The organism is Chryseobacterium sp. JV274 (assembly GCF_903969135.1).
In the GTDB taxonomy this organism is placed as follows: Bacteria; Bacteroidota; Bacteroidia; order Flavobacteriales; family Weeksellaceae; genus Chryseobacterium.
Genome location: NZ_LR824569.1, coordinates 3,534,336 through 3,550,232, shown reverse-complemented (window position 1 = coordinate 3,550,232; position 15,897 = coordinate 3,534,336). Strand labels below are relative to the sequence as shown.

Here is a 15,897-nt window from a genome sequence, read left to right as displayed (position 1 = left end):
AACTTTTAGGGGTATTTCGAGGGATTTTTTTGATATAAATCCAAGTTAAATTTTAGTTAATTTATATTATGATAATTCTACAATTTATTTGTGAAGAATTGCCGATTTAAAATAGGGAAAGAATGATAAAAAAACTCACCTTTTAAAATTGTAAAGATGAGTTTTTCATTATGTAATTATTATACTATTCTTTTTTCATTGCATCAAAATTGAAACTGACATTTAAGAAACCAAAAAGATTATTGTTTTTAATATCATATTTTAAAATCAATGGAACCCAAAGGTTTTTTAAAATTCTTATTCTTAAATCTGCATTGGCTAAGAACTTGTCATTTTTTTCATCTGTCATTATTCCTGAAACAATTCTTTTATATTCAAAATTAGGTTTAAGTTCCACGATAGATCTCTCTTTAGTTTCCCAAATCGAAATATTCAATCCTAACTGTGATGAAAATTCTTTTCGTTTTATAACCGATGTCGTGATACTGTCTTTTGCTTTAAACTGATTTCGGAAGTCTATTTCCAACTTACTTCCCTTCTTAGATTTCAATCCTTGCAGATAAACCAAATTGGCATCAAACTCGTCTAAAAACTTAGAATCCTTTTGAAAATTACTATGAAATCCTACAGTTAATAAAGGTCTCCTTTTTACTCTTCCCAATTCATTTTGAAAAGTATCTAAAAATTGTTTAGCTTCTACTCCATCTTGCTCTTCCAGCAATATCTTTTTAAAATCCTCCGGCAGATTATCTATGGGCAGGTAATATTGTTTTTCAATAGAAGCTTTTGCTAATTTCTCAATTTTTTGGTAGTTTTCAGAAGTTGCTACGTTTCTATATTTTTGTAAAGCAAAAATTAAAGCGGAACTTAGCTTGGCAAAATATTTACCGGATTCATACTCTTCTCTGGCTAAACTGGCTATGGTTGTATCTCTTTTATTAATGATCGCCCAATCAAAGCCATAATTAAATCCCTTAAATTTATAATCATTATCAAGGTTCAGTCCTATTTGTATCTGAAAATTCCTATAAAAGGTTTCTCGTTTACTTGTATAATTATAGTCAATTAATAAAGTACTATCAACTTTTGATCTCAATGAAAAAATGTTTGCTTTAAATTGAAAAGATTTGTTTTCACTTGTTAATCCTTTAAAAGAAGCCTGCATATAATCAGTCAATACATCTTTCCAGTTTCCTGATTTTGTTTCTTCAATTTTATTATAAAAACTTTCTGATTTTAAATCTTTTTTTGCAAAACCTCCATTTTGGGCACAAACCAATAATGCATTAAAAAGAAATAGAATAATCCCTAATTTATATATAAGTGTTTTCATGATCCTTTTTTATTATTTACTTTAAAATGATACGTTAACAAATACCCATTCCCTTTTCTATTTGCAGGATTTAAATCAGAATCTTCACTAAGGGTAATATCTCCATCGATTTTTATTCTTGTATTTCTTTCCGTTGATAAAGGATTCGATCCAATTATATAAAGATCATATTCTGCATCTTCATTCAACTCAAATTCCTCAGAAAAAGTTCCGTTTTCTGTTTTTTCAAAAAGAGGAACTGTGCTTCCTTTTTTAAAAATTTTATAAATAATTCCTAAAATTGAAGCTCCACCCGTTACTGTAATATTCAATGTTATAGTTTTCATAATGTCTAGTTTTTTAAGTTGTTTATTTTCTCGGTGTAGGAGATAGAAGACCCGCTAAGGCGCCTATGGCTCCTGATGAAATGGTAGCAAAGATTGTCACCAGTTGATTGTCTTTGGGCTGTCCGTTACTCCATGCGGAAATAAGAATAAGCCCTGCAATGATGGCAATCACTGCTAACCCGAGCATAATCACTATAATTCTATAAATCCAAAAATCTGTTCCTCTGGGATTTCTAATTTCCACATCCCTTATAGCCTCTATAGGATTATTTTTAAATTTCTCCTGAAGATCACTGTTGTTTTTTAAAGCAGCTTCTAAATCTCCAATACTGTCATTAATAAGAGTTTTCATGGCTTTTGGTTTTTATATATCAAATTTCCCTCTAAAAAACACACCAATCAATTACACAAAGGGGTAATTTTCATACACTTATTTTAAAAACCAGACATGTTCCAGGGTTTTCAGATAAAATATTACATTCACCGGATAATTCATTCATTCTTCTTTTCATATTCCGGAGGCCATTTCCTTTTGGCTGATCATCCGGAATTCCAGTTCCATTATCTGAAATTTTCATTGAAAAGCAATTTTTTTCCTGTGAAAATGAAAGTTTCAATACATCTGCATGGCTGTGCTTGTATACATTATTCACCGCTTCTTTTAAACAGAGGAAAAGATTACGCCTCATTTCTGTGGAAACAGGGGTTTCAGCAATGATATCATTACATTCTGAATGCAATACTATTTTTGTTTTCTTTAAAAAATTTCCGGTATACAGTATTGCATAATCAATAAAACTGCCTAGTGTGTCATTCCCTGAATTCAGACTCCAAAGCATTTCTCTCATAGAGATATTCATTTCTTCAGAAGTTTTCAGAAGTTCATCAATATCACTTTGCAGATCACCATCTTCTGCTTTCTGTTTTAAAAACTCTGCCTGAAGTTTCAATGCGGAAATCCCTGCTCCGAGATCATCATGCATATCGTGGGAAATACGTTCCCGCTCCTGTTCCAAAATTTTTTGTTTTTCGAGTTCTTTCTGAAGGAGCTGGTTTTGGTGTTCGGCTTCTTTGAGTTGCTGTTCTTTCAGATACAGAAGCTGTTTTCTATTGTACATTAATACGACGAAAATTGTAAAAGCAGCCAAGAGCACAACTAAAAGTAATGCGATTAAAAAAATAAGTTTTATTTCTGAAGGTAAAGACTTCATTTTTTATCCATTGAGTTATATTTATGTAAAGCAATATAAAATAAACCACCGCATACAATATTGATTACATTTAATATTTGTTTCAGCAGCTTTAGAAATGGCTTATCAATTTCATTCAGCAGATACATGGGAATAATTCTGAAAAGAAAAAAACAACTCCATAAAAGTATTGAGGTTGAGATCCAAAAGACAGGATCATCTGTAATTTTCGATTTATTAATATTGTTTAATTTATAACTGCACCAATATAATACCTGTAATATATTGATAACACAATATGTGACAGCAATATTCAAATTATATTTATCAACATAAAAAAGCTCAATATTCAATAGTATTACTATTACAATGATGGTAGATATCGTAAGAGCTATTTTCTTGTTTTTAATATGTCGAAAATAAAAAATGATAAAATAGAAAGTATTGAAAAGATTCAGATAATTATACTGAATTGATCTGGTTGAAATAATATTAATTTCTGAAAAAAAATCTACAACAAAATTTACGACCAGATACAACAAAAAATAGTCTTGAGAGGATAATTTTCTTCCTCTCAAAACTATTAGACCTTTTATTAAAACAATAAAAGAAATTATATAGTAAGCTGTAATAAGCATCTTATGGCTCTAAACTTCCCTGATCGTAATATGGAAAATCTGCGCTAAGTAATTGTTTATTATTATCTGATGGCATGGTTGCAAGATATATTGACTGTTTCCCACTTCCAAAACTTACCGTCTTTTTTCTTCCAATACATGGTATGAAGTCAAGTCTAGAAATATTTTTTTTAAGGCAACCTTCCAAATACATGTGTATTCTATCAATGTACTGTTTTACAAGAATCAACTCATAACGTATACAGTTTGCTACATAAGCGTCATTGGATACGTTAGTGAGGATTCTCCCTAAATCTGTATTATCAAAGCGTCTCAAATGGTTTTCATCTACCTCATAATATCTATCCAGGTTAAAAACAAAATAATGTTTATCCAGTTTGGTTGTATCTGATGCCTCATGGAAGGAAAGGCTTGCATATAAATATCCTTCTATACTTTTCAGTGATGATTGATTTTCAGGCATGATTCTGGAAAATTCACTAATTTCATTCTCTGGAAGTTGTCTAAAAGAGATCTTCATTATTGTATACCCCTCATTCAAATGGTCTCTTACAAGGGTTTCAAATAAATTAAAATCTATGTACAATTCTTGAGTAATATCAGGAGCCCGCTGTTCAAACAATTCTCTGTTCTTTATAAATTCTTCATCTCCTATAGGATGTGTTACGAAAAATTCCACACCATTCTTTGTAATATAATCCTTTATCCATTGCTCACGTTCTGTAAACTCCTTCATTTCATAGAAATCCTTAATTGCTCCTGCCTTTTGCTTAGCAATAATCTCAGCTTCCAAAGCACATTTAAAATCATGCAATTCTTTTTCCATTGTTTCTTAGTTTTTTGATTGGTTAAATTTATTAATAGCCTCCACTTTATTGTTTACGTGAAGTTTTCTGTAGATATTTCCGACATGTTTTTTTACTGTATCAATGCTGATACATTTTTTGTCTGCGATCTCTTTATAAAGAAGTCCCTCCGAAAGAAGGTCAAGAATTTCTTTTTCACGCACTGTAAGTTCATCGAAGCCTTTAATTTCGGGAAGTTTTCGTTCAAAATGTCTGAGAACTCTTCGGGCAATGGAAAAACTCATAGGAGCTCCACCCTGATATACATCCCGGATTGAAGAAAGGATTTTATCCATACTTTCTCCTTTTACAAGATAGCCCATCGCACCAGCTTTTAAAGAATTAAAAATCTTCTCATCATCATCAAAGCTGGTACACATGATAAATTGTGTATTGGGCATGTCTTTTCGCAGTTTTTCTATGATTTCAATTCCCAGCATATCTTGTAACTGGATATCCATCATCACTACGTCCGGGGAAATAGCGGGGAGGTTTTGCATGGCATCATTTCCATCAAAAAACTGAGCAATTACCTTCATATCCTGTTGGTAATTGATGACTTTCTTCAACGCATTGTTGTAGTTTTTTTCGTCCTCTACTATGGCGATGGAAATGCTCATGACTTTGTTTCTTTGTAGCAAATTTCAACAGAAAACAAATTGAAATCAATTACACCTTTGTGTAATATTGATTTTGGAGTTTGTAATTATGGTTAAGTTTTTTTAGCTCTATTAAATTTAATCAATTTCTCATTTAAAAACCAATATTAATATAACTATTTCATAATGAATTAAAACACAAGTCACAAAGTCGTAATAAAACCTTTAAAACAGAGAATTATTCCACAAGACAATCAAGTATAGGATGATCAATGCTGCTTACTGTATTATGAGATTCAATTTGTTCGAAGATTTGAATCAGATTCCTGCCTTTCTTCAACCAAACTCCAGGAATGTAAAGAGTCAGCTGCGGCCCTACTTTACTCCAGTATCTTCCTGCATTTTTTCCGTTGATAAAAACAATTCCTTTTCCAAAATATCTCATGTCAAGAAAAGTATCTCCTGTCTCATCAAGTGTAAATTCAGCTTCCTGAATTACGGGTGAGTGAGCTGCAATCTCTTTTTGTTTAAAAGTATGTTTGGGAAAAGTATCGAAAGGCATTGGAAGCATTTCCCAGTTTCCGGAGACTTCAGTTCCGTTGATTTTTACTGGACTGATAATGCCTTTTAAATTATGGACAATCTCTGCTCCATAATTGATCCTACCCATATTTTCAACCAGAATTTCCAATCGGTCTCCTGGTTTAATTTCAATATCAAGATCATATTTTTTGTTCACCCTGTTCAATTCTCCTTTCCATCTGCCATTGATGTATATGTTGGCATAATCACGTAATCCTTTTATCTCTAATTTTCCTTTCGTATCATTATCAAATTTTCTTCTGTAGAGAACATATCCGTTTCCGATATTCAAATCTTCAAATGTAAGCGGTTTATCACTCACAACAGGTTTCTGACGATCAGTAAGATCAAAGAGGCAATTTATTTTTGAAAATTTAATAGTGGGAATAGTGATGACTTTCATTGGCCTTGGAACATCAGGAAGCTTATTCTGATGTATTTTTTGGAAAACTTCTCTCAGCGCATTATATTTTGGAGTAGCCCATCCTGCTTCACTGATGGGAGCATCATAATCATAGCTTGTAAGATCCGGCTGGATATCATGATCCCTATCGTAATTTGCACCGCTGGTAAATCCAAAGTTGGTTCCGCCATGAATCATATAATAATTAAAAGAAATTCCATTTTTTATATACAGCTCTGTTTGCTTTACCACTTCTTCTGTAGAAACCTTAGCAAAAGGTTCTGCCCAATGATCAAGCCATCCGGGGTAGTATTCGGCAACCATGTAAGGCCCCTGTCCTCCATTATATTCATTGATGCTTTTCTTTAAAATATCAATATCACCTTCCCCGTTTGCTGTTGGTATCGCTCCTTCAATAGAACCACCTTTAAAAAGTGAGCTTCCATCTGAAGTAAATAACGGAACCGAAACTCCGCTGTTCAAAAGCATTTCTTTTATCTTGTGGCTGTATTTTCTATGCTCTTCGAGAGGAATATCTTTTCTTTGGGCAACATAGGAACCAAACTCATTTTCAGCCTGAACCATAATCACCGGACCACCATTATTGATCTGCATGGGTACTATTTGTTTTGCCAGCTGATTAATATATTTCCGGCATTCTTCCAGAAAAGCTTTATTATCTCTTCTTATCTCAAGATCTTTATATTTTTGCAGCCACCAAGGATATCCACCAAATTCCCATTCCGCACAAACGTAGGGTCCCGGTCGAATAATAACATACAAACCGACTTCTTGTGCTGTTTTTATAAACTTCTTCAAATCTTTTTCACCCGAAAAATTCCATTTTCCTGTAGCCTCTTCATGATAATTCCAAAAAACATAAGTGGTAACCGTATTCAAACCCATTGCTTTCATCATCTCCAGCCGGTGCTTCCAGTATTCTGACGGAACCCTCGGATAGTGCATCTCCCCGGAATACACTGTGAACGGTTTCCTATTTAAGATGAAATGTCCATCCTTAATTTCAAAATTTCCTTTTTGTGAAAACATAGTATTAAAGGATAAAAAGAAAAGAATTATGTATAAATAATGACTAAAATTTCTCATATTGTAAGGCATGATTTTTGTAAAATTAAAATATAAAAATCATATTGAATATCAAATAATATAATCATGAAAAAAAGTCTTTTAGCACTAGGTGCTGTACTTACATTAACAGCTATCGGCTGCAAAAAAAATGAGAGTGGAAATAAAAGTGTTATCAAAACAGACAGCTCAACAACTGTAGTTACAGATAACAATGGAAAAATAGATTCGTTAACACAAAGTTCTTCTACAGTAGATGTAAACGGACAGAAAATTGAAAAAACAGATTTTGTTTATAAAGCTACAGACGGAACATTAGTGAAAGTAGTATTCAAAAACGATCCGAAAGAAAGTACAGTAGCCATTACCAGCAACAAGAAAACATTTACATTACCTAAGACAGAAACCAAGGGTGGTGAAACAATTTACAAGAAAGATGATATGACAGCAAGGGTAAAAGGAGACAGCCTTCACCTTGAACAGGGTAATAATCTTATTGAATTGAAAAGAACAAAGATCTAAAATAGCAATGTCCCTCAATATAGAGGGACATTTTATTCTAAGTAATGAAAATAAAAAAACCATCCGGAATCCGGATGGTTTTTTTTATATATCTGAATGAATATTATTCTTCAGTTTTTTCTTCAGTAGTATCAGCTTTAGCTTCTTCTACTTTTTCTTCTACTACAGGAGCATCAGCAACTACTGCTTCAGCTTTTTTTGTAGTAGCAGTTGATCTTCTGCTTCTTCTTGTAGCTTTTTTCTCTTCAGCATTAGGGTTGTAAAGCTCGTTGAAATCTACTAATTCGATAAGAGCCATATCAGCAGCATCACCTGGTCTGAAACCTGTCTTAATGATTCTTGTATAACCACCGTTTCTTTCAGCGATTTTAGGAGCTACAGTTCTGAATAATTCAGCAACCGCAAATTTATTTTGAAGATAAGAGAATACTATTCTTCTGTTGTGTGTAGTATCTTCTTTTGCTTTTGTTAATAGAGGCTCAACATATACTCTTAAAGCTTTAGCTTTAGCTACAGTAGTGTTGATTCTTTTATGCTCAATTAGAGAACAAGCCATATTAGAAAGTAAAGCACTTCTGTGAGAAGCTGTTCTTCCTAAGTGATTGAATTTTTTACCGTGTCTCATTATTAATTATTTATCAGCGTCTAACTTATATTTTGCAACGTCGAAACCGAAGTTAAGACCTTTTGAATGCACTAATTCTTCTAGTTCTGTCAAAGATTTTTTACCAAAATTTCTGAATTTCATCAAATCAGACTTACTGTAAGAAACTAATTCTCCAAGAGTTTCTACTTCAGCTGCTTTTAGACAGTTAAGGGCTCTTACAGAAAGATCCATATCTGCTAATTTAGACTTAAGAAGTTGTCTTGTGTGAAGTGTTTCTTCATCGTACTGGATAGATGCTTTTACAGCTTCAGTTTCAAGCGTGATTCTCTCATCAGAGAATAGCATGAAGTGATAAATTAATATCTTAGAAGCTTCTGTTAAAGCATTTTGAGGGCTGATAGACCCATCAGTTTCTATATCTAATACAAGTTTTTCGTAGTCTGTTTTTTGCTCTACACGATAATTTTCAATGCTATATTGTACTTTCTTGATCGGCGTAAAAATAGAGTCGATAGCAATAGTTCCTACAGGAGCATTGTTTGACTTATTTTGTTCAGAAGGCACATACCCTCTGCCTTTTTCAATATTGAAAGTAATTTCGAAAGTTACATCACTGTTTAGGTTGCAAATCACTAAATCTGGGTTTAAAACCTCAAATCCATTGATAGACTTTCCTAAATCACCAGCAGTAATAACCGTCTGACCTGAAACTTTAGCAACAACCTGCTCGTTAGCCTGGCCTTCTGCTGCAGCTTTTAATCTTACCTGCTTAAGGTTAAGAATAATTTCGGTAACATCTTCGATTACTCCTGGAATAGTTGAAAATTCGTGCTCTACACCTTCTATTTTGATAGATGAAATAGCGTATCCTTCCAGAGAAGAAAGCAACACTCTTCTCAAAGCATTACCGATTGTAAGCCCGAAACCTGGTTCTAAAGGTCTGAATTCGAATTGACCTTTAAATTCATCAGAGTTAAGTAAAATTACTTTATCGGGTTTTATGAATTGTAAAATTGCCATATTATTGGGTTGAGCAAAAATTTGATTAAAAAATTATTTAGAGTAAAGTTCCACGATAAGGTTCTCCTTAATGTCCTCCGGAATTTGGATTCTTTCAGGAGCAGAAATGAAAGTACCTTCTTTCTTCTCATCGTTGAATTGTAACCACTCATAGTTTGACTTAGAAGCCAATGCATTGGTAACAACCTCAAGAGACTTAGACTTTTCTCTTACAGTGATTACATCACCAGCTTTTACCAAGTAAGAAGGGATATTAAGAATTTCTCCGTTCACAGTGATGTGTCTGTGAGAAACTAATTGTCTTGCACCAGATCTAGTTTTAGCAAAACCTAATCTGTACACTACGTTATCCAATCTTGATTCACAAAGTTGTAATAGAACTTCCCCTGTTACTCCTTTGCTTCTGTGTGCTTTTTCAAATAAGTTAGCAAACTGTCTTTCTAAAATACCGTAAGTATATTTAGCTTTTTGTTTTTCAGCTAACTGAACTGCATATTCTGATTTTTTAGCACCTCTTCTTTTGTTAGGACCGTGTTGTCCTGGCGGTTGGTTTTTTCTTTTTTCGAAGTTTTTATCATCTCCGTAGATTGCAGCACCAAACTTTCTAGCAATCTTAGTTTTAGGTCCAATATATCTTGCCATAATGGGTAAATTCTAAAAATTAAACTCTTCTTCTTTTTGGTGGTCTACATCCATTGTGCGGCATTGGAGTCACATCAATGATTTCGCTAACTTCAATTCCTGAATTGTGAATAGATCTGATTGCAGATTCTCTACCTGCACCTGGACCTTTCACAAACACCTTTACTCTTCTTAATCCAGCTTCATGAGCTACAGCAGAGCAATTTTCAGCTGCCATTTGAGCAGCAAAAGGAGTGTTCTTTTTAGAACCTCTGAATCCCATTTTACCGGCAGATGCCCAAGAGATAACCTCTCCACTTTTATTTGTTAAAGAAATGATGATGTTATTGAAAGAAGCTTGAATATGTGCTTCACCAATAGCTTCAACTTTTACTTTTCTTTTTTTAACTACTTTACTTTGTTTTGCCATAATTCCTAACGATTATTTACTTGCCTTTTTCTTGTTAGCAACTGTTTTTCTCTTTCCTTTACGGGTTCTAGAGTTGTTTTTCGTTCTCTGGCCTCTTAAAGGTAATCCTAGTCTGTGACGTATTCCTCGTTGGCATCCTATGTCCATCAATCTCTTGATGTTCAATTGCACTTCAGATCTTAATTCTCCTTCTACTTTAACGTTTTCAGAGATATATGTTCTGATTGCAGCCAATTCATCGTCATTCCATTCGTTGACTTTCTTGTCTTCGCTGATACCGGCAGCTTTAAGGATTTCGGAAGAAGTATTTCTTCCTACTCCATAGATGTAAGTTAAACCGATAACACCTCTTTTGTTTTTTGGTAAATCAATACCTGCAATTCTCGCCATAATTTAATGTTAGCCTTGTCTTTGTTTAAATTTTGGGTTCTTCTTGTTGATTACGAATAGTACACCTTTTCTGCGTACGATTTTGCAATCAGCGCTTCTTTTTTTAATTGATGCTCTTACTTTCATTTTGATAGTATTTATTTTTTACAAATGCCAAATGGAAAGTGTATTCCATTTGGCTAATTGTTTTAATATCTAAATGTGATCCTCCCTTTTGTTAAATCGTAGGGAGACATTTCTAGTTTTACCTTATCACCAGGTAAAAGTTTAATATAGTGCATTCGCATTTTACCTGAAATATGAGCGATAAGAATATGCCCATTTTCAAGTTCTACACGGAACTGAGCGTTCGAAAGTGCTTCCGTTATAACGCCGTCTTGTTCAATATGTTTTTGTTTTGCCATAAATTAATATCCAGTCGTTCTAGACAGTTTAGACTGCATTAAGCCATCATAGTGATGATTCAGCAGATATGTATTAATCTGTTGAACGGTATCTAAAATTACACCTACCATAATTAATAGTGACGTTCCACCGAAAAATAAGGCAAACGCATCTGTCTGAACAAAGCTTCCATGCACAATTGCCGGAAGGACTGCAAAGATAGATAAAAAAATTGCACCTGGCAAGGTAATTTTTGATAAAATATCATCTAAGTAATCTGCTGTCTCTTTCCCTGGTCTTACTTTCGGTACTAAACCTCCATTTCTCTTCAAATCATCAGCCATTTGGTTCACCGGAATTGTAATTGCAGTATAGAAAAACGAGAAGATAATAATTAATAGCGCAAACAATACATTGTACTGCCAGCTAAAAACATTCTTGAAACCTGCAAGAAAAGTGTTAGACTCATCGAATTTTGTTAATAATCCTGGTACGAACATCAATGCCTGAGCAAAGATAATCGGCATTACACCAGCAGCATTTACTTTCAACGGAATCCATTGTCTTGCGCCCTGCATAAGATTTTTGTTTACACCTCCTCTTGCTTGAGCTCTGCTTACATACTGAATTGGAATTTTTCTAACAGCCACAGATAAAATCACGGCTAAAAGAACAACTACCATCCAGAATAATACTTCAATAAGGATCATGATAGATCCCATTCCTCCTTTTCCGTTCTGCACGGCCATCTCCTGTACGAATGCTTCAGGTAATCTTGAAAGGATTCCCACCATAATAAGGATGGAAATACCATTTCCGATTCCTTTGTCGGTAATCTTTTCACCTAACCACATTGCGAATACTGAACCAGCAACCAAGATAACAATACTTGGCAACCAGAACATGATAGAATTTGGCTCTACAAAATATGCAGATTGGAACTGAGCATACGGTAAGAATAATTGAGTAATAGAAGTTAAATAAGAAGGTGCCTGTACCAGACAAACTCCAATTGTTAACCATCTTGTAATTTGGTTCAATGTATTTCTACCTGACTCTCCATCTTTCTGAAGCTTCTGAAGATAAGGAATAGCCATTCCCATCAACTGAACAATAATAGAAGCAGAAATATAAGGCATGATACCCAACGCCATTACGGAAGCGTGGCTGAAAGCTCCCCCCGTAAACGACGAAAGCAAGCCAAGGAGACCTGCTCCTTGCTTGTTACCGCCTTGATTTTTATAATGCTCTAAGAGATCTCCCACCTCTGCAAGGTTAATTGCAGGAAGTGAGATATAAGATGCGAATCTATACACAAGGATAATACCTAACGTAAAGAGAATTTTATCTCTTAACTCCTTTAGGCTCCATATATTTTTAAGTGTTTGTATAAATTCTTTCATTAGTAAGTATTATAAGGTAATTGCTTTTCCACCTGCTTTAGCAATAAGCTCTTCAGCAGACTTAGTGAATTTGTCAGCAGAGATTGAAACCGCAGATTTCAATTCTCCTCTACCCATAATTTTCACTAATTCGTTTTTAGAAACTATCCCGTTTTCTACTAAAACTTCTTTCGTGATATCTCCAGTGATGGATTTGTTCTCGATTAAAGTTTGAATAGTATCAAGGTTAATTCCTCTAAACTCTTTTCTATTTACGTTTTTGAATCCGAATTTAGGTAATCTTCTTTGTAAAGGCATCTGTCCACCTTCGAAACCGATTTTCTGAGAATAACCAGCTCTAGCTTTCTGACCTTTGTGTCCTTTTGTTGAAGTACCTCCTTTTCCACTACCTTGACCTCTACCAATTCTTTTTGAGTTGAAAGTAGATCCTGCAGCAGGTTGTATATTGTTTAAATTCATTTTAATTCTCTTTTATAAAATTATTTTTGAACTTCAAGTAAGTGGCTTACTGCAGCTACCATTCCTAAGATAGAAGGAGTAGCTTCATGTTCTACAACTTGGTGAAGTTTTTTTAATCCTAATGCTTCAAGCGTTCTCTTTTGGGTTTTTGTTCTACCAATAGCGCTTCTTACTTGCTTTACTTTAATTGTTGCCATTGTTTTAATATTAACCGTTAAACACTTTACTTAGAGAAATTCCTCTCATTCTTGCGATCTCTTCAGGTCTTCTGATATCCAATAACGCTTTGAAAGTAGCTTTCACCACGTTGTGAGGGTTAGAAGATCCTTTAGATTTTGAAAGGATATCGTGAATACCAGCAGATTCCAATACTGCTCTTACCGCACCACCGGCGATAAGTCCTGTACCGTGAGAAGCAGGTCTTAAGAAGATATCTGCACCACCGTATCTAGCAGTAGTTTGGTGAGGAATAGTATGGTTCATTACAGGAACTTTCACAAGATTTTTCTTAGCATCTTCAACTGCTTTAGCAATTGCAGAAGCAACCTCTTTAGATTTTCCTAAACCAAAACCGATAATACCTTCTTCATTACCTACTACAACAATAGCAGAAAATCCGAAAGCTCTACCCCCTTTAGTTACTTTTGTTACTCTGTTAACAGCTACGAGACGATCTTTTAATTCTAATCCTCCCGGTTTTACTCTTTCTATATTATCTAGTCCTAACATATTTTCCGAAATTTAATGATTAGAATTTAAGTCCACCTTCTCTCGCACCATCAGCTAGAGCTTTTACTCTACCGTGATATACGAAACCGTTTCTGTCAAATACAATACTTTCGATTCCTGCAGCGATAGCTTTAGCAGCGATAGCTTTACCAACAGCAGCAGAAATTTCAGTCTTAGTACCTTTAGCGTCTACACCTTTTTCTCTAGAAGAAGCTGATGCTAAAGTTTTACCATTTTTATCGTCGATTAACTGAGCGTAAATTTCCTTATTACTTTTATATACAGATAATCTTGGCAATTCAGAAGATCCAGAGATTTTCCCTCTTACTCTTCTTTTGATTCTTATTCTTTTTTCTAATTTACTTAATGCCATAATACTTATAATTTATTAAGCAGATTTACCAGCTTTACGTCTAACAATTTCTCCTACGAATCTTACACCTTTTCCTTTGTATGGCTCAGGCTTTCTGAAAGAACGGATCTTTGCAGTAACCATTCCTAGAAGTTGTTTGTCGTGAGACGCTAAAGTAATAATTGGGTTTTTACCTTTTTCAGTCAATGTATCAACTTTTACTTCACTTGGAAGTTCTAATACGATACCGTGAGAGAATCCTAAAGCTAACTCAAGTTTTTGACCTGCGTGAGAAGCTCTGTATCCTACCCCTACTAGTTCTAGTTTCTTTTCGAAACCTTCATTTACACCAACAATCATGTTGGCGATTAACGCTCTGTATAAACCGTGAAGCGCTTTGTGTTGCTTAGAATCAGATGGTCTGTTTACATTAAGCTCACCATCTTTTTGTTCTAAAGTAATTCCTGCCGTAAGCTCCTGAGAAAGTTCTCCTTTTGCTCCTTTTACAGTTACTACACCGTTGTTTTCAGTGACTGTAACTCCAGCTGGAATTGTTATAATTGCTTTACCAATTCTTGACATTTTCCTCTGATTAAAAATTAATAAACATAGCAGATTACTTCACCGCCTACTTTCTCTTCTCTAGCTTTCTTGTCAGTCATTACTCCTTTAGAAGTAGAGATGATAGAAATACCCAAACCGTTTAGTACTCTTGGAAGTTCAGTAGAACCTTTGTACTGTCTCAAACCTGGTCTTGAAGCTCTTTGAATAGACTTAATAGCAGGTTTGTTAGTTTGCTTATCGTACTTTAAAGCGATTTTGATCACTCCTTGAACAGCGTTATCTTCAAACTTGAAGTTTAAGATATACCCTTGATCAAATAGGATCTTAGTAATCTCCTTTTTGATTTTCGATGCAGGAATTTCCACCACTTTGTGGCCTGCGCTTTGTGCGTTCCTTACTCTTGTTAGGAAATCTGAAATTGGATCTGTTACCATTTTTCTTTTATAAATTATTGGTTAAAGACAATCAGTATTGAAAAGACTTGAAGAGAAAAATATCAGACTTCAGAGAACTTCAGTCTGATATTATTGTTCTTTAGTATCCTGACAACTTAATTGTCCCGATTTTTAATTAGTAATTATTACCAACTAGCTTTTCTTACACCTGGGATAAGACCGTTGTTTGCCATTTCTCTGAAAGTTACTCTGGAAATACCAAACGTTCTCATGTACCCTCTTGGTCTACCTGTTAGTTTACATCTGTTGTGCAATCTTACAGGAGAAGCATTTTTAGGCAATTTTTGAAGTCCTTCGTAATCACCAGCTTCTTTAAGAGCTTGTCTTTTAGCAGCGTATTTAGCAACTAGTGCTTCTCTTTTGCGCTCACGCGCTTTCATTGATTCTTTAGCCATTTCTTAGTTCTTTTTAAATGGTAAACCGAAGTGAGTTAATAATGCTTTAGCTTCTTTATCTGTTTTCGCAGTAGTTACGAAAGTGATGTCCATCCCTTGGATTTTTTTCACTTTGTCAATTACGATTTCAGGGAAGATAATTTGCTCAGTAATACCTAAGTTGTAGTTACCTCTACCATCGAACCCATCTGCTTTGATACCAGAGAAATCTCTGATACGTGGTAAAGCAGAAGCAGTAAGTCTGTCTAAGAACTCATACATTCTGTGAGCTCTCAATGTTACTTTCGCTCCTACAGGCATTCCTTTTCTTAGTTTGAATGCAGCTTCATCTTTCTTAGAGATTGTACCTACAGCTTTCTGTCCTGTAATGTTTGTTAGTTCTTCTACAGCATAATCAATAATTTTCTTATCTGCAGTAGCATCTCCTAAACCTTGCGATATAACGATTTTCTCTAATCTAGGTACTTGCATGATAGACTTGTACCCAAATTCTTCCATCATTGCAGGAACAATTTGCTCTTTGTATATTTTTTTGGGTCTTGCTATAAATTCCATGTTAATTCA

24 protein-coding genes are annotated in these 15,897 nt (G+C 34.3%); 1 reads left to right on the top strand and 23 read right to left on the bottom strand.

Annotation, left to right across the window (positions count from 1 at the left end; translation table 11 throughout):
* Nucleotides 1–184: 184 nt before the first annotated feature.
* The 7 genes from CHRYMOREF3P_RS16405 to CHRYMOREF3P_RS16375 form a co-directional block, all read right to left on the bottom strand.
* Complete coding sequence (locus tag CHRYMOREF3P_RS16405) at nt 185–1,333, bottom strand: hypothetical protein (RefSeq protein WP_180565054.1); 1,149 nt, start codon at nt 1,331–1,333, stop codon at nt 185–187.
* Nucleotides 1,330–1,659 carry a hypothetical protein gene (locus CHRYMOREF3P_RS16400; protein WP_180565053.1) on the bottom strand — a complete coding sequence of 110 codons (330 nt, stop codon included), beginning with the start codon at nt 1,657–1,659 and terminating at the stop codon, nt 1,330–1,332. The genes CHRYMOREF3P_RS16405 and CHRYMOREF3P_RS16400 overlap by 4 nt, the downstream gene beginning before the upstream one ends.
* Before the next feature lie 22 nt (nt 1,660–1,681).
* Entirely contained in the window at nt 1,682–2,011 is a 330-nt protein-coding gene (locus CHRYMOREF3P_RS16395; RefSeq protein WP_180565052.1) for a hypothetical protein, read from the bottom strand.
* A 70-nt stretch (nt 2,012–2,081) separates the two neighbouring features.
* Nucleotides 2,082–2,777, bottom strand: a complete 696-nt coding sequence (locus tag CHRYMOREF3P_RS16390; RefSeq protein ID WP_232539048.1) for a sensor histidine kinase — start codon at nt 2,775–2,777, stop codon at nt 2,082–2,084.
* Between the two features lie 711 nt (nt 2,778–3,488).
* Nucleotides 3,489–4,313, bottom strand: a complete 825-nt coding sequence (locus tag CHRYMOREF3P_RS16385; protein WP_077413602.1) for a hypothetical protein — start codon at nt 4,311–4,313, stop codon at nt 3,489–3,491.
* 6 nt (nt 4,314–4,319) lie between these two features.
* Nucleotides 4,320–4,952 carry a response regulator gene (locus tag CHRYMOREF3P_RS16380; RefSeq protein WP_077413601.1) on the bottom strand — a complete coding sequence of 211 codons (633 nt, stop codon included), beginning with the start codon at nt 4,950–4,952 and terminating at the stop codon, nt 4,320–4,322.
* A 217-nt stretch (nt 4,953–5,169) separates the two neighbouring features.
* Complete coding sequence (locus tag CHRYMOREF3P_RS16375) at nt 5,170–7,023, bottom strand: beta-galactosidase (protein WP_180565050.1); 1,854 nt, start codon at nt 7,021–7,023, stop codon at nt 5,170–5,172.
* A 66-nt stretch (nt 7,024–7,089) separates the two neighbouring features.
* Here CHRYMOREF3P_RS16375 and CHRYMOREF3P_RS16370 point away from each other — a divergent pair, with 66 nt between their 5' ends.
* Nucleotides 7,090–7,524: a hypothetical protein gene (locus tag CHRYMOREF3P_RS16370; RefSeq protein WP_077413600.1), complete on the top strand. Its 435-nt coding sequence runs from the start codon at nt 7,090–7,092 to the stop codon at nt 7,522–7,524.
* Between the two features lie 103 nt (nt 7,525–7,627).
* Here the strand turns inward: CHRYMOREF3P_RS16370 and rplQ are convergent, their stop codons facing one another.
* The 16 genes from rplQ to rplE form a co-directional block, all read right to left on the bottom strand.
* A complete protein-coding gene (rplQ, locus tag CHRYMOREF3P_RS16365; protein ID WP_077413599.1) occupies nt 7,628–8,149 on the bottom strand; it encodes a 50S ribosomal protein L17 in 522 nt (173 codons plus the stop codon).
* Nucleotides 8,150–8,155: 6 nt separating this feature from the next.
* On the bottom strand, nt 8,156–9,151 hold the full coding sequence (locus CHRYMOREF3P_RS16360; RefSeq protein WP_047376582.1) for a DNA-directed RNA polymerase subunit alpha: 996 nt from the start codon (nt 9,149–9,151) through the stop codon (nt 8,156–8,158).
* A 33-nt stretch (nt 9,152–9,184) separates the two neighbouring features.
* On the bottom strand, nt 9,185–9,793 hold the full coding sequence (gene rpsD, locus CHRYMOREF3P_RS16355) for a 30S ribosomal protein S4 (protein ID WP_047096812.1): 609 nt from the start codon (nt 9,791–9,793) through the stop codon (nt 9,185–9,187).
* A gap of 19 nt (nt 9,794–9,812) precedes the next feature.
* Nucleotides 9,813–10,202 carry a 30S ribosomal protein S11 gene (gene rpsK / locus CHRYMOREF3P_RS16350; protein WP_047376581.1) on the bottom strand — a complete coding sequence of 130 codons (390 nt, stop codon included), beginning with the start codon at nt 10,200–10,202 and terminating at the stop codon, nt 9,813–9,815.
* Between the two features lie 12 nt (nt 10,203–10,214).
* Nucleotides 10,215–10,592, bottom strand: a complete 378-nt coding sequence (gene rpsM / locus CHRYMOREF3P_RS16345) for a 30S ribosomal protein S13 (protein ID WP_034738759.1) — start codon at nt 10,590–10,592, stop codon at nt 10,215–10,217.
* 9 nt (nt 10,593–10,601) lie between these two features.
* Nucleotides 10,602–10,718 carry a 50S ribosomal protein L36 gene (gene rpmJ / locus CHRYMOREF3P_RS16340; protein WP_007839480.1) on the bottom strand — a complete coding sequence of 39 codons (117 nt, stop codon included), beginning with the start codon at nt 10,716–10,718 and terminating at the stop codon, nt 10,602–10,604.
* 62 nt (nt 10,719–10,780) lie between these two features.
* Entirely contained in the window at nt 10,781–10,996 is a 216-nt protein-coding gene (gene infA, locus CHRYMOREF3P_RS16335) for a translation initiation factor IF-1 (RefSeq protein ID WP_034684855.1), read from the bottom strand.
* Between the two features lie 3 nt (nt 10,997–10,999).
* On the bottom strand, nt 11,000–12,379 hold the full coding sequence (gene secY, locus CHRYMOREF3P_RS16330) for a preprotein translocase subunit SecY (protein ID WP_047376580.1): 1,380 nt from the start codon (nt 12,377–12,379) through the stop codon (nt 11,000–11,002).
* Between the two features lie 9 nt (nt 12,380–12,388).
* Nucleotides 12,389–12,838 carry a 50S ribosomal protein L15 gene (gene rplO, locus CHRYMOREF3P_RS16325; protein ID WP_077413598.1) on the bottom strand — a complete coding sequence of 150 codons (450 nt, stop codon included), beginning with the start codon at nt 12,836–12,838 and terminating at the stop codon, nt 12,389–12,391.
* Nucleotides 12,839–12,858: 20 nt separating this feature from the next.
* On the bottom strand, nt 12,859–13,035 hold the full coding sequence (rpmD, locus tag CHRYMOREF3P_RS16320) for a 50S ribosomal protein L30 (protein ID WP_047376578.1): 177 nt from the start codon (nt 13,033–13,035) through the stop codon (nt 12,859–12,861).
* A 10-nt stretch (nt 13,036–13,045) separates the two neighbouring features.
* A complete protein-coding gene (gene rpsE, locus CHRYMOREF3P_RS16315; protein WP_047376577.1) occupies nt 13,046–13,567 on the bottom strand; it encodes a 30S ribosomal protein S5 in 522 nt (173 codons plus the stop codon).
* A 19-nt stretch (nt 13,568–13,586) separates the two neighbouring features.
* The gene (gene rplR / locus CHRYMOREF3P_RS16310) at nt 13,587–13,940 is read right to left on the bottom strand and encodes a 50S ribosomal protein L18 (RefSeq protein WP_077413597.1); all 354 of its coding nucleotides are present in this window, start codon (nt 13,938–13,940) and stop codon (nt 13,587–13,589) included.
* Between the two features lie 15 nt (nt 13,941–13,955).
* Nucleotides 13,956–14,501: a 50S ribosomal protein L6 gene (rplF, locus tag CHRYMOREF3P_RS16305; protein ID WP_047380589.1), complete on the bottom strand. Its 546-nt coding sequence runs from the start codon at nt 14,499–14,501 to the stop codon at nt 13,956–13,958.
* Between the two features lie 17 nt (nt 14,502–14,518).
* The gene (gene rpsH, locus CHRYMOREF3P_RS16300; protein ID WP_047376575.1) at nt 14,519–14,917 is read right to left on the bottom strand and encodes a 30S ribosomal protein S8; all 399 of its coding nucleotides are present in this window, start codon (nt 14,915–14,917) and stop codon (nt 14,519–14,521) included.
* A 146-nt stretch (nt 14,918–15,063) separates the two neighbouring features.
* A complete protein-coding gene (gene rpsN / locus CHRYMOREF3P_RS16295; protein WP_002983233.1) occupies nt 15,064–15,333 on the bottom strand; it encodes a 30S ribosomal protein S14 in 270 nt (89 codons plus the stop codon).
* A 3-nt stretch (nt 15,334–15,336) separates the two neighbouring features.
* The gene (gene rplE / locus CHRYMOREF3P_RS16290; protein ID WP_047380587.1) at nt 15,337–15,888 is read right to left on the bottom strand and encodes a 50S ribosomal protein L5; all 552 of its coding nucleotides are present in this window, start codon (nt 15,886–15,888) and stop codon (nt 15,337–15,339) included.
* Between the last annotated feature and the right edge of the window lie 9 nt (nt 15,889–15,897).